General features: G+C 67.4%; 12 protein-coding genes. 10 read left to right on the forward strand and 2 right to left on the reverse strand.

What is annotated here, in order from left to right; translation table 11 throughout:
• Positions 1–62: 62 nt before the first annotated feature.
• The 3 genes from BAY15_RS04965 to BAY15_RS04975 are packed head-to-tail and all read left to right on the forward strand — an operon-like array spanning position 63 to position 1840.
• Positions 63–581, forward strand: coding sequence for a hypothetical protein (locus BAY15_RS04965; protein ID WP_068849519.1), 519 nt, complete (start codon positions 63–65; stop codon positions 579–581).
• 19 nt (positions 582–600) lie between these two features.
• Positions 601–1440 (forward strand): pseudouridine synthase, encoded by an 840-nt coding sequence (locus tag BAY15_RS04970; protein ID WP_068849522.1) that lies wholly within the window; start codon positions 601–603, stop codon positions 1438–1440.
• Positions 1441–1495: 55 nt separating this feature from the next.
• Entirely contained in the window at positions 1496–1840 is a 345-nt protein-coding gene (locus BAY15_RS04975; RefSeq protein WP_068849524.1) for a hypothetical protein, read from the forward strand.
• Positions 1841–1853: 13 nt separating this feature from the next.
• Here BAY15_RS04975 and kbl read toward each other — a convergent pair whose 3' ends face one another.
• Positions 1854–3065, reverse strand: coding sequence for a glycine C-acetyltransferase (gene kbl, locus BAY15_RS04980; protein ID WP_068849526.1), 1212 nt, complete (start codon positions 3063–3065; stop codon positions 1854–1856).
• A gap of 149 nt (positions 3066–3214) precedes the next feature.
• On the opposite strand from kbl, the gene BAY15_RS04985 reads away from it, so the two are divergent.
• Entirely contained in the window at positions 3215–3916 is a 702-nt protein-coding gene (locus BAY15_RS04985) for a TorF family putative porin (RefSeq protein ID WP_068849528.1), read from the forward strand.
• Between the two features lie 66 nt (positions 3917–3982).
• Here the strand turns inward: BAY15_RS04985 and tdh are convergent, their stop codons facing one another.
• The gene (gene tdh, locus BAY15_RS04990; protein WP_068849530.1) at positions 3983–5005 is read right to left on the reverse strand and encodes an L-threonine 3-dehydrogenase; all 1023 of its coding nucleotides are present in this window, start codon (positions 5003–5005) and stop codon (positions 3983–3985) included.
• A 346-nt stretch (positions 5006–5351) separates the two neighbouring features.
• Between tdh and BAY15_RS04995 the strand changes: the two genes are divergently transcribed.
• From BAY15_RS04995 to purF, 6 genes are all read left to right on the forward strand, one after another.
• Positions 5352–7517 (forward strand): S46 family peptidase, encoded by a 2166-nt coding sequence (locus tag BAY15_RS04995; RefSeq protein ID WP_068849532.1) that lies wholly within the window; start codon positions 5352–5354, stop codon positions 7515–7517.
• A 566-nt stretch (positions 7518–8083) separates the two neighbouring features.
• Entirely contained in the window at positions 8084–8728 is a 645-nt protein-coding gene (locus tag BAY15_RS05000) for a histidine phosphatase family protein (RefSeq protein WP_068849534.1), read from the forward strand.
• A gap of 86 nt (positions 8729–8814) precedes the next feature.
• Positions 8815–10089 (forward strand): bifunctional tetrahydrofolate synthase/dihydrofolate synthase, encoded by a 1275-nt coding sequence (gene folC, locus BAY15_RS05005; RefSeq protein WP_068849536.1) that lies wholly within the window; start codon positions 8815–8817, stop codon positions 10087–10089.
• A 101-nt stretch (positions 10090–10190) separates the two neighbouring features.
• Entirely contained in the window at positions 10191–11228 is a 1038-nt protein-coding gene (locus BAY15_RS05010; RefSeq protein ID WP_068849538.1) for an SPOR domain-containing protein, read from the forward strand.
• A 15-nt stretch (positions 11229–11243) separates the two neighbouring features.
• Complete coding sequence (locus tag BAY15_RS05015; protein ID WP_068849540.1) at positions 11244–12041, forward strand: CvpA family protein; 798 nt, start codon at positions 11244–11246, stop codon at positions 12039–12041.
• A 29-nt stretch (positions 12042–12070) separates the two neighbouring features.
• On the forward strand, positions 12071–13537 hold the full coding sequence (gene purF / locus BAY15_RS05020) for an amidophosphoribosyltransferase (RefSeq protein WP_068849542.1): 1467 nt from the start codon (positions 12071–12073) through the stop codon (positions 13535–13537).
• The last annotated feature ends 38 nt before the right edge of the window (positions 13538–13575 follow it).

Raw genomic sequence — 13575 nt, forward strand, 5'->3', positions numbered from 1 at the left:
TCTTGAAAGGCGTTGTGGCGCTGTTAAACTCGGTGCGTCACCCTCTTACCTGGATGCATCCCATGCTGCGTATCGCACTGGCCGCCGCACTCGGCCTGGCCCTGGTTCCCACCGCTTACGCAGCCGTGGATTGCTCCGCTTCGGCCACCAGCGTCAAGCCGCTGCCGTTGCCGGCCACCGCGATCGCCCCGGTGGCGTCCGAGCTGTACATCCGCAACGTGCAGCTGGGCATGCCCGCCGGCGTGCTGACCTCCAACTTCGACCAGCAGCAGTCGCTCGACCGCGTGCTGCAGCGCCTGCGCATCGATGGCTGCCAGAACATCGCCAAGGCGATGCCGGGTGCGCCTGCGATCAAGCCGAACGATCCGGCTGCCTACAAGCCGCAGACCGAGTTCGACAACACCCCGTGGCGCTTCGACATGAGCCAGAACGGCAAGCGCATGACCGCCGATGAGTTCGACGCCTGGATGAAGTCGCGCGGCGTGCGCGTGGTCAAGCCGCGTGCGGCCGCCGCCGCTGCACCCGCACCCGCACCGGCCGCCGAAGCACCGGCTGAGACCAAGCCGGGCGGCAAGAAGTAAGCAACGCGCGCGGCGCCCGATGCGTAACCGTCGCCCCCCCGCCGCGCCCACCGCTCGACCACGCCGCGATCCGCGGCGTGCGTCCGCCCCGGCCAGACCTGCAGCCCAGCCCAGCGATGCGCCACGCCACGGGTTGGCGCGCGTGCTGTCCAAGGCCGGGCTGTGCTCGCGCACCGAAGCGGCGCGCTGGATCGGCGAGGGTCGGGTGACGGTCGATGGGCGCACCATCAACAACCCCGAATTCCCGATCATCGACGGCCGTCACGTGGTGCGTGTCGATGGCCAGCCGTTGGATGCACCGCGCCGCCTGCACATCGCGCTCAACAAGCCGCGCGGCCTGGTCACCACCGCGCAGGACGAGCAGGGCCGCGACACCGTGTACCGCTGCTTCGACGGGGCGGGGCTGCCGTGGCTGGCGCCGGTCGGGCGGCTGGACAAGGCCAGTGAAGGCCTGCTGCTGTTCAGCAACGACCCGCAGTGGGCTGCGCGGCTGACCGACCCCGGCACCGGGCCGGACAAGACCTACCACGTCCAGATCGATGCCATTCCCGATGCCGCGCAGCTGGCTGCGCTGTGCAGCGGCGTGGACGACGACGGCGAATTCCTGCGCGCTCGCCAGGCACGCCTGCTGCGCAGTGGCGACAAGACCGCCTGGCTGGAAGTGGTGCTGGAAGAAGGCCGCAACCGCCATATCCGCCGCCTGCTGGCGGCCTTCGACATCAACGTGCTGCGGCTGGTGCGCGTGGGCATTGGCCGGCTGCCGCTGGGCACGCTGGCCAAGGGTGCCTGGCGCGAACTGGAGCCGCACGAGCTGGACCTGCTGACCGCCACGGCCGATGTCGCCGTGGCCGATACCTGAGATTGGGCAAGGGATGGCCTGCGACCGAGATTTCGTCACCTACCGGGAGAATGCCATGTACGCCCACCCCCTGACCCGTTCCCTGCTGCGCAGCGCCTGGCTGCTGCTGCCTGCCGCACTGCTCAGCGCCTGCGGTGGCCATAAGGAGGTAGCCAAGGCCTCGCCGCCGCCGGTGACCGACAAGATCGTGGAGATCCAGCCCACCCAACGCGATGGGCGCGGCGCCTACCGCTTCCACATGAGCGACGGCGAAAAGCGCATGAGCGCCGACGAGTTCGATGCGTGGATGAAGGCCAACGGCATCCGGGTCGCCAAGGGCAACCCGAATGCAACGCCGGCGGCCAAGCCGGTAGTGGTGGCCAGCAAGGAAGACGCGAAGGGCAAGAAGAAAAAGAAATGACGCGCGATGCGCGTCAGCCCTTGATCACGCCCAGCTCCAGGCCGATCCGGGTGAACGCATCAATCGCCCGGTCCAGGTGTGCACGGGTGTGCGCGGCGCTGATCTGGGTGCGGATGCGGGCCTGGCCCTTGGGCACGACCGGGAAGAAGAAACCGATCGCATAGATGCCTTCCTCGAGCAGGCGCTCGGCGAACTTCTGCGCCAACGGCGCGTCATACAGCATCACCGGGCTGATCGGGTGCACGCCGGGCTTCACGTCGAAGCCGGCGGCGGTCATCTTCTGGCGGAAGTAGGCGGTGTTGTCGGCCAGCGTGGTGCGCAGGTCGTCGGCAGCGGCCAGCATGTCGAACGCCTTGATCCCGGCGGCGACCACGTGCGGCGGCAGCGAGTTGGAGAACAGGTACGGGCGCGAACGCTGGCGCAGGAGCTCGATCACTTCGGCGCTGGCGGTGGTGAAGCCGCCCAGCGCGCCGCCCATGGCCTTGCCCAGGGTGCCGGTGATGATGTCGATCTTCTCCAGCACGCCCTTGACCTCGGCCGAGCCGCGGCCGGTGGCGCCCAGGAAGCCGGTGGCGTGGCACTCGTCGATGTGCACCAGCGCGTTGTACTTCTTCGCCAGCGCGGTGATCTCATCCAGCGGGGCAATGAAGCCGTCCATCGAGAACACGCCGTCGGTGGTGATCAGCTTGGTGCGGCAGCCAGCCGCATCGGCCGCCTGCAGCTGGGCTTCCAGGTCGGCCATGTCGCAGTTGGCGTAGCGGAAGCGCTTGGCCTTGCACAGGCGCACGCCGTCGATGATCGAGGCATGGTTGAGCGCGTCGGAGATGATCGCGTCATTCTCGCCCAGCAGCGGCTCGAACAGGCCGCCGTTGGCGTCGAAGCAGGCCGCGTACAGGATGGTGTCCTGCTTGCCGAAGAAGCCGGCGATCTGCTGCTCCAGTTGCTTGTGCAGGTCCTGGGTGCCGCAGATGAAGCGCACCGAGGCCATGCCGAAGCCGTGGCTGTCCAGCGCGTCCTTGGCCGCCTGGATCAGGTCCGGGTGGTCGGCCAGGCCCAGATAGTTGTTGGCGCAGAAGTTCAGCACCGTGCGGCCGTCGTCCAGGGTGATCTCGGCCGACTGGGGGCTGGTGATGACGCGCTCGGACTTGAACAGGCCCTGGGCGCGGATCGCCTCCAGTTCTTCAACATAGTGCTGGGTGAGCGGGGCGGTCGGGGCGTCGGTCATGGCAGGCGGTCATCGGCACGGGGAAAACCGGGATTTTACAGCCCACCGCAGGAAACGGTTGCAGATGGGATTGTTGCATCGCAATATCAATCAGGTTAAGAATCCGTAAACACGCGCTGCATCCACCCCACGTCCCGGAGAGACCCCGCATGAACCACACCACGCGCTGTACTGCCGCCGCTGTGCTCTGCGCCGCCTTGCTTGCCCCGTTTGCCGCCAGTGCCCAGGACGAGGCCGAATCGCCGTTCAGCTGGAACGTGACCGGCGTGTCCGATTACGTGTTCCGCGGTGTCTCCCAGACCGACGAAGACCCGACCGTGCAGGCCGGCTTCACCTACACCTCGCCGGTCGGCCTGTACGCCGGTGTGTGGGGTTCGGGCGTGGACTTCGGCGACGGCGGCCCGGATGCCGAAGTCGATTACTTCATCGGCTACGGCGTGGACGTCACCGACAGCGTCAACTTCGACGTGATGCTCAACCACTACAGCTACCCCGGCTCCAGCGAACTGGCGTACACCGAGCTGATCACCAAGACCAGCTTCGCCGAGCACTACAACGTGACCGTGGCCTACACCAACGATGTCTGGAACACCGACACCGATGGCTGGTACTTCGCCGCAGGCACCGAATGGGCGCTGCCCAATGAGTTCAACCTGACCGCCAACGTCGGCCGCAGCACGTTCGAAGACGGTGTTGCCAAGGACTACACCGACTGGAACATCGGCGTGAACCGCACCTGGGGCCTGTTCACCCTGGGCCTGGGCTACTACGGCACGGACGGCAACGGCCGCGACAATTCCGGCAAGCTCGCCGACAACCGCGTGGTGTTCACGGTCGCCGTCGGGCAATAACGCGCGTTTGGCCGGCAAAGAAAAAGGCACCCGATGGGTGCCTTTTTCGTACCGACGGCCTGTGCGTCAGTTCCAGCTCAGGACCACCTTGCCGGCCTTGCCCTGTTCCATCAGGTCGAAGCCCTTCTGGAATTCGTCGATCGGCAGCTGGTGGGTCATCACCTTGCCGAGCGGGAAGCCGGACAGCACCAGCTGGGTCATCTTGTACCAGGTCTCGTACATCTTGCGGCCGTAGATGCCCTGCACGGTCAGGCCCTTGAAGATGATCTTGTCCCAGTCGCAGCCGGCGCCCTTGGGCATGATGCCGAGCATGGCGATCTTGCCGCCGTGGTACATGCAGTCGAGCATGTCATTGAACGCGCGCGGGTTGCCGCTCATTTCCAGGCCCACGTCGAAGCCCTCCATGTGCAGTTCCTTCATCACTTCCTTCAACGAGGTGTTGGCCACGTTGACCACGCGGGTGGCGCCCATGTCGGCGGCCAGCTTCAGGCGGAAGTCGTTGACGTCGGTCACCACCACGTTGCGGGCACCGATGTGCTTGCAGATGCCGGCGGCGATGATCCCGATCGGGCCGGCACCGGTGATCAGCACGTCTTCGCCGATCACGTCGAATTCCAGCGCGCAGTGCGCGGCATTGCCGTACGGGTCGAAGAAGGCGGCCAGCTCGGACGGGATCTGGTCGGGGATCGGCCACAGGTTGCTGGCCGGCATCACCATGTATTCGGCAAAGGCGCCGTTGACGTTCACGCCGATGCCCACGGTATTCGGGCAGAGGTGCGGGCGGCCGCCGCGGCAGTTGCGGCAGTGGCCGCACACGATGTGGCCTTCGGCCGACACGCGCTGGCCGATCTCGTAGCCGGTCACCCCCGGGCCGATCTCGGCGATGCGGCCGACGAACTCATGGCCGATGGTCAGGCCTGGCTTGATCGTGCGCTGGCTCCACTCGTCCCACAGGTAGATGTGCAGGTCGGTACCGCAGATGGCGGTCTTCTCCAGCTTGATCAGGACCTCGTTTGGGCCCGGCACCGGCACCGGCACTTCTTCGAGCCAGATGCCCTTGGCGGCTTCACGCTTGACCAGGGCCTTCATTGTTTGCTGCGCCATCGGGGTGGAACTCGTCTGGGGGGGAAAGGAGGAATTATAGGGCGGGGCGGGGGATTCATATGTTGCGCTGCCGTACCTGCCGGTAGCGCCGGCCGTTGGCCGGCTGCTCTTCATTCAGGCGCCATGAACGCCTGACGGGTGGCTTCGGTGGGTCTAAACGTCGGACGGATGGCATTGATCAGGTGGGCAACCGGTTCCGGACGCTTGCGCCGCGCTGCGCGCGGTGTCCGGCCAACGGCCGGACCTACGAAATGTTACGGGCACACCGGGATCCAGATAAATCAACCATTGGCCCGGCTACAATCGGCGGTTCTTTCACCAGGGGCCGCCCATGCGCTCGAACCTGCTTGCCTTCTCCGTCGTCGCCAGCCTTGCGCTGGTCCAGGCCGCCCATGCCGCTGAGGGCATGTGGGTGCCGCAACAGCTGCCGGAGATCGCCGGTCCGCTCAAGCAGGCGGGCCTGAAGCTGTCCCCGGAACAGATTTCCGACCTGACTGGCGACCCGATGGGCGCGGTGGTCGCGCTGGGCGGCTGCACCGCCAGCTTCGTGTCCCCGCAGGGCCTGGTGGTGACCAACCACCATTGCGCCTACGGTGCGATCCAGCTCAATTCCACCGCCGAAAAGAACCTGATCAAGGACGGCTTCAACGCGCCGACCCTGAAGGATGAGCTGAGCGCCGGCCCGAACGCGCGCGTGTTCGTGCTCGACCAGATCACCGATGTCACCGACCAGGCCAAGGCCGCCATCGCCGCCGCCGGCAAGGACCCGCTGGCCCGCACCCGCGCGCTGGAAGCTTTCGACAAGGCGCAGACCGCCGCGTGCGAGGCCGACGCCGGCTTCCGCTGCCGCCTGTACAGCTTCTCCGGCGGCAACACCTACCGCCTGTTCCGCAACATGGAAATCAAGGACGTGCGCCTGGTCTACGCGCCCCCGGGCAGCGTCGGCAAGTTCGGCGGCGACGTCGACAACTGGATGTGGCCGCGCCACACCGGTGACTTCTCCTTCTACCGCGCCTACGTGGGCAAGGACGGCAAGCCGGCCGCATTCTCGGCCGACAACGTGCCGTACCAGCCCAAGCACTTCCTGAAGTTCGCCGACCAGCCGCTGGGCGCCGACGACTTCGTGATGGTGGCCGGCTACCCGGGCCGCACCAACCGCTACGCACTGGCTGCGGAATTCAACGAAACCGCCAGCTTCACCTACCCGACCATCGCCCGCCACTACAACGCGGTGCTGGACCTGATCGCCAAGGCCGGCAAGGCCGATCCGGACGTGAAGGTGAAATACGCCGCCACCGCCGCCAGCATGAACAACGTGGCCAAGAACTACGTGGGCCAGCTGGAAGGCTTCAAGCGCATCGACGCGGCGGGCCAGAAGCAGGCCGAAGAGGCTGCGGTGCTGGCCTGGCTGAAGAAGCAGGGCGCTGCCGGCAAGCCGGCGCTGGCCGCGCACGCGCAGCTGGTCAAGCACCTCGATACCAGCAAGAGCACCCGCGAGCGCGATCTGTTCGTGGGTCAGTTCAACAACACCTCCGCCGTCGGCGCCGCGCTCGCCCTGTACCGCCTGTCGATCGAGCGCGCCAAGCCCGACGCACAGCGCGAAGCCGGTTACCAGGAACGCGACCTGCCGACCATCGAAGGCAGCCTGCGCCAGATGGACCGCCGTTACGTGGCGGGCATGGACCAGCAGCTGCAGCAGTACTGGCTGAACCAGTACGTGGCCCTGCCGCCGGCGCAGCGCACCAATGAGGTGTTGAACCAGTGGCTGGCCGGCAGTGACGCCGCAGCCGTCGACGGTCTGGTCAGGAAACTGTCCGGCACGAAGCTGGGCAGCCTGGACGAGCGCCTGACCTGGTTCAAGGCCGACCGCGCTGCCTTCGAAGCCAGCACCGACCCGGTCATCCAGTACGCCGTGGCGACCATGCCGGCCCTGCTGAAGCAGGAAGAGCAGAAGAAGACCCGCGAAGGCGAATCGCTGCTGGCCCGCCCGGCCTACCTGCAGGCCGTGGCCGACTACAAGAAGAGCAAGGGCGAATTCGTCTACCCGGACGCCAACCTGTCGCTGCGCATCACCTTCGGCAACGTCATGGGCTACGGCAAGGACGGGGTGAACTACACGCCGTTCACCACCCTGGAAGGCGTGGCGGCCAAGGAAACGGGCGAAGATCCGTTCGATTCGCCCAAGGCCCTGCTGGATGCGGTCAAGGCCAAGCGCTACGGCGGGCTGGAAGACAAGCGGATCGGCTCGGTGCCGGTCAATTTCCTCTCCAACCTGGACATCACCGGCGGCAATTCCGGTTCGCCGGTGCTGGACGCGCACGGCAAGCTGGTCGGCCTGGCCTTCGACGGCAACTGGGAATCGGTCAGCTCCAACTGGGTGTTCGACCCGGTCATGACCCGCATGATCGCGGTAGACAGCCGCTACATGCAGTGGATCATGCAGGAAGTGGCTCCGGCCCCGCAGCTGCTCAAAGAACTGAACCTCACGGCCAGGTAACGCAAGGGACGGCGCAGCCGGCCCTGACGTCGCTTGTCGACGGCCCGAAGGGTGCCCATCCCGGTGGGCATACCGTTGGTCGTTACACCGGTTAAAGAAACCCCGCGGCAATGCCGCGGGGTTTCTTTCGTGCTGGATCAAACGCGGCTGCCGGTGAATCGAGCGCCGGGGCGGCATACCCTTTCCGGCGAATGTCCCCCGGCGTCGGCCAGAGGCCGACACCTCCTCCTTTAATTCGCCTCCAAGGGTATGCCGCCCCGGCACTCGATCCACCGGCGTTGCACCGTGACGTCCGCTTTTCCCTGCCAACCGCAAGCCGAGCCCCGTCGCGGCCGGTAGGTCCCTGGCAAATTAAAGGAGGAGGCCGTCGCCGCAGGGCGACCGCCGGGGGACATTTGCACAGGGGCCTACCGGTCGCGGCGGGGCCCCACACGCTCGCGATGAACCTGATCGAAGAAGGGAGAAGAACCGTTTGCTCGGCAAGGTATGATGGCCGCTCCCCCGATCATTCACATCACGTGAAAGATTGCGACTGTTCTCCTCTCCCCCAAGGACCTCTAGTTCGCATGCGCATCCTGCTTGCCCGCCACGGCGAAACCCCCTGGAATGCCGAAGGCCGTTACCAGGGCCAGATCGATATTCCGTTGTCGCCGATCGGCGAAGCCCAGGCCCAGGCCCTGGGTGAACGCCTGAAGTCGGTGGACATCACCCGTGCCGTCGCCTCGCCGCTGTCGCGGGCGCAGCGCACCGCGCAGCTGGCCCTCGGTGCCGAGCGAGCCGGCATGCTGCTGACCGAGCCGGAACTGCAGGAAATCGCCCACGGTGAGTGGGAAGGCCTGCTGGCCAGCGAAATCAATGAAAAAGACCCCTCGCGCCTGCAGGCCTGGCGCGACGAGCCCGATACGGTGCTCATGCCAGGCGGCGAATCGCTGCGGCTGGTGCTGGACCGCAGCTGGCGCGGCCTGGCCCGCGCCGCCGAAGGGCTGGGCGAGCACGACACGCTGTTGGTAGTAGCCCACGACGCGGTCAACCGGGTGATCCTGTGCCGGATCCTGGGCCTGCCGTTGTCGCGGCTGTGGACCTTCCGCCAGGCGCCGACCACGCTTAACCTGCTCGAAGGCGCCGACCTGGACAGCCTGGAAGTCGTGCGCCTGAACGACTGCGCGCACCACACGCCGTTCTTTGGTGAGGCGAAGCATCGGGCGTTGTGAGTTCTTTGAGTTGCCGACTAACAGTCGGCGCTACATTTGCCGACTGACAGTCGTCACTACATTTGTCGATACCGCGATTTATTGCCATGACCAGTACCCGCCCGCATTCCCTCGCCGAATGGCTCAGCTACATCGAGCAGCAGCACCCGGCCACCATCGACATGGGGCTGGAGCGCGTGCGTGCAGTGGCCACCGCCATGGGCCTGGGCCAGCCGGCGCCGCACACCATCGTGGTGGGCGGCACCAACGGCAAGGGCTCTACCGTGGCCTTCATCGAGGCGATCGCGCGGGCGGCGGGCTGGAAGGTGGGCGCCTACACCTCGCCACACCTGCTGCGCTACAACGAGCGCGTGCGCGTCGATGGCGAAGACGCCTCCGACGCGGCGCTCATTGCCGCCTTCAATGCCATCGAAGACGCGCGCGGCAATACCACGCTGACCTACTTCGAGTACGGCACGCTGGCCGCATTGCACCTGTTCGCGCAGGCCGGGCTCGACCTGGCCGTGCTGGAAGTGGGGCTGGGCGGGCGCCTGGATGCGGTCAACATCGTCGATGCCGACGTTGCGGTGATCACCACCGTGGACATCGACCATGCCGACTGGCTGGGCGAGGACCGCGAAGCGATCGGTGTGGAAAAGGCCGGCATCATCCGCGGCTGGAAGCCGTTGATCCTGGGCGAGACCGATCCGCCCTCCAGCGTGCTGGCGCGCGCCTACCTGCTGGGCGCCAACGCGATCCGCGGTGGCAGCGATTTCTTCGCCGATACCATCGACGCCCAGCATTGGTCCTGGCGTGACGTGGGCTTCCGCATCGAACTGCCGATGCCGGCGCTGCGCGGCCCGATCCAGCTGCGCAATGCCGCCTCGGCCATCGCCGCGCTGCGCGCGCTGGACAAACCCCTGCCGCGTGCGGCCATCGTCGAGGGCGTGGCCCAGGCCCGCATCCGTGGCCGCCTGCAGGCGTTCGAGCGTGATGGCGTGGAGGTGCTGGTCGATGTCGGCCACAACCCGCAGGCCGCGCGCGAGCTGGCGGCTGCCCTGAAGGCCGCGACGATCACCGGGCGTACCGTGGCCGTGTTCGCCGCATTGCAGGACAAGGATGCCGTCGGTGTGGTCGAGGCACTGGCCGACCGCGTCGATGGCTGGCACCTGGCCGGGCTGGAAGGGGCGCGCGCCCAGAGTGCGCCGGCATTGCTTGCCCGCCTGGCGGGCACCGCCGCCGCTGCGGCTGCCACCCATGACGATGTGGACACTGCGTTGCAGCAGGCGCTGTCGGCGGCCAAGGCCGGCGACCGCGTGCTGGTCTTCGGTTCCTTCCACACTGCCGCGCAGGCCTTGCTGTGGCTCGAAAACGCCCGCTGAGGCGGGCAGCGAGCGACAACGTTCAGCCGTCTTCGACGCCGCACACGCGCGCGCCCGTATAATCGCCGTGGCATTCCGCCGCGCCGCCCTGCCAGCCTTCCGTGGATACTCCTCTGAAACAGCGACTGATTGGTGCCATCGTCCTGGTGGCGTTGGCCGTGATTTTCCTGCCCATGCTGGTCAAGGGGCCTGCCCCTGACAGTGGCGTGGCCAACGTGCCGATCACCGCGCCGGACGCGCCGGCCGATGGCCAGTTCCAGACCCGCGAACTGCCGCTGGTGGCCCCCACCGGTGGCGCCACCGGCCTGCAGAGCGGGGTCTCCACCACCCAGCCGCTGCAGCCCGATGCAACCGCACCGGCCGAGCCGGCGGCCGCCGATACCTCGCCGGCGGTGGCCGCAGGCAACTATGCGGTCAGCTTTGGCGCCTACGGCAGCCAGGCCGACGCCAACGCGGTGATCGCGTTCCTCAAGAAGGCCCAGCTGCCGGGCTTCAGCGAACCGGCCACGATCAACGGCCGCCAGGCCTGGCGGGTGCGCGTGGGGCCGTATCCCGATCGCGCGCAGGCCGAAGCGGCGCGCCTGGAAGCGGTCAAGGTGCGCAATGACGTCAAGGCCGAAGTGGTGACGCTGGACGCGCGCGCCGATACCGCCGTGGCTGCGGCCCCGGCACCGACGCCGACGCCGGCCACCGCGACGGCACCGGCTGCATCCAGCGCCGCTGCCGCGCCGGCCACCGCGACCGTGAAGACCGAAACGCTGCCACCGGAACCGGTGGCGGCCGCCAAGCCGGCGCCGAAGCCGGAGGCCCCCAAGCCGGAGCCGAAGCCGGCGGCGGCCAAGCCCGAACCCGCCACCGCGGCCGCCAAGCCCGTGGCCGTGCCGACCGCACCGGCGGCCAGCAGCGTCGGCTTCGCCGTACAGCTGGGCGCGTTCGGCCAGGCGACCGAAGCCAACGCGCTGCGCGACAAAGTGCGCGCGGCCGGCTTCAGCGCCTTCGTGGAGCAGGTACGTACCGACAAGGGCACGCTCAACCGCGTGCGCGTCGGCCCGGTCGCCAACCGTGCCGAGGCGGAGAACCTCAAGGCCCAGGTTGCGTCGAAGGTCGGCGTGGCCGGCATGGTCCGGCCGCATCCCTGATGCGGCCCCCCGCACATGATTGATTTCGTGCTGCTGGCGGTGATCGGTATCTCGACCCTGCTCGGGGTCATGCGCGGATTCGTCAGCATCGTCATCAGCACGTTCTCGTGGCTGCTGGGCGGCTGGGCCGCGCTGATGTTCGGGCGCAGCGCCGCCGCGTGGTGGTCGGCCCCGGCCGCGCCGGGCACCGGCCACTATTTCGCCGGCTACCTCACCGTGTTCCTGCTGGTCATGGTCTCGGTCTGGGCGATCGGCCTGGTGATCCGCCAGGCGGTGCGCTCGACCAGCCTGAACGGCGCCGATCGCATGATGGGTGGCGGCCTGGGCCTGGCCCGGGGCGGCCTGATCGCCTGCGCGCTGCTGCTGCTGGGTTCGTACACCCCGCTGACCCGTGAAGCGACCTGGCGCGACTCGCACCTGCGCGCAATGCTCGACCCCGGGGTGGGCTGGATGCAGGCCAAGATGCCGCGCATGCCGGACCTGCCGCAGATGCCCAACCTGAAGGACATGCAGGGCCTGCAGGGCCTGCCGACGGCGCTGCCGGAGGTGAACATGGCGCAACTGCCCATCGGGGAGTTGGGCAAGCCGGGCGCGACAGGCGATAATGGCGTCCTTGGCCAGTTGCTGGGTGGGCGCGGATGGCCGCGACCGCTGGATGAGACCCCGCAGCAGGCGGTGGACCCCGCCGATGTGTGGGCCAACCAGGCACGGCCAGGCTCCCCCCAGAACATCGACCCGGCGCTTGTGCGCCCGGACGACACCGCTCCGGCACGGAACGGTTCCCCAGGCCAGGCACGGCCACCTTCACAGTAGATGGGCCCAGCCCAGCGGAGATTCGCACCATGTGTGGCATCGTCGGTATTGTCGGCAACCAGAACGTCGCCGGGCAGTTGTATGACGGCCTGACCGTCCTCCAGCATCGCGGCCAGGACGCGGCAGGCATCGCCACTGCCGATGGCACCCGCCTGCGCGTGCAGAAGGCCAACGGCCTGGTGCGCGATGTGTTCGACGCCAAGACCATGTCCACCCTGGAAGGCCGCGTCGGTATCGCCCATGTGCGCTACCCGACCGCCGGTTCGGAAGGCATGGACGAGGCGCAGCCGTTCTACGTCAATTCGCCGTACGGCATCGCGCTGGCCCACAACGGCAACCTGATCAACACCGAGGCGCTGCGCCAGCAGGTGTTCGAACAGGACCGCCGCAACGTGAACACCGATTCGGACAGCGAAGTGCTGTTGAACGTGTTCGCATTCGAGCTGGACGCGCAGCGCCAGCTGACCCCGGAAGCGGCGATCCGTGCGGTGGCTGGCGTGCACCGCCGCTGCAAGGGTGGCTATGCGGTGATCAGCGTGGTGCTGGGCCTGGGCCTGGTCGCGTTCCGCGACCCGCACGGGATCCGCCCGCTGGTGCTGGGCAAGCGCGCCCACGCCGAAGGTGATGAGTACATCGTGGCCTCCGAATCGTCGGCGCTGGACGTGCTGGGCTTCCAGCGCGTGCGCGATGTGCGCCCGGGCGAGGCGCTGGTGATCACCGCGCGTGGCGAGCTGTTCTCGGAAGTGTGTGCCGAGCCGGCCGAGCACAGCCCGTGCATCTTCGAATACGTGTATTTCGCGCGCCCCGATTCGATGATCGACAACGTGTCGGTGCACAAGGCGCGCATGCGCATGGGCATCAAGCTGGGCGAGAAGATCCTGCGCCTGCGCCCGGACCACGATATCGACACCATCATCCCGATCCCGGATACCTCGCGCGATGCCGCGCTGGAAATCTCCAATGTGCTCGGGGTGAAGTACCGCGAGGGCTTCATCAAGAACCGTTACATCGGCCGCACGTTCATCATGCCGGGGCAGGGTGAGCGGGTGAAGTCGGTGCGCCGCAAGCTCAACCCGATCCACCTGGAGTTCCGCAACCGGGTGGTGCTGCTGGTGGACGATTCGATCGTGCGCGGCACCACCAGCCAGCAGATCGTGCAGATGGCGCGCGACGCCGGTGCGCGCAAGGTCTACCTGGCCAGCGCGGCACCGCCGGTGCGCTATCCGAACATCTACGGCATCGACATGCCGGCGGCCGAAGAGCTGGTGGCGCACAACCGCAGCGTAGAGGAAATCGAGGCGCACCTGGGCTGCGACTGGTTGATCTACCAGGACATCGAGGACATGGAAGCGGCGGTGCGCGAAGGCAACCCGGAGCTGAAGTCGTTCGATTCGTCGTGCTTCAACGGCGTGTACCCGACCGGTATCGAGCCGGGCTATTTCGAGCGCATCCAGCAGTTGCGTTCGGACGATGCCAAGCACAAGCGCCGCGCCTGAGGCCTGGCGGTGAGCGCGACGTTGCCGCGGGACGAGGC

Origin of the sequence: Stenotrophomonas rhizophila (assembly GCF_001704155.1) — a bacterium.
GTDB classification, from domain to species: Bacteria; Pseudomonadota; Gammaproteobacteria; order Xanthomonadales; family Xanthomonadaceae; genus Stenotrophomonas; species Stenotrophomonas rhizophila_A.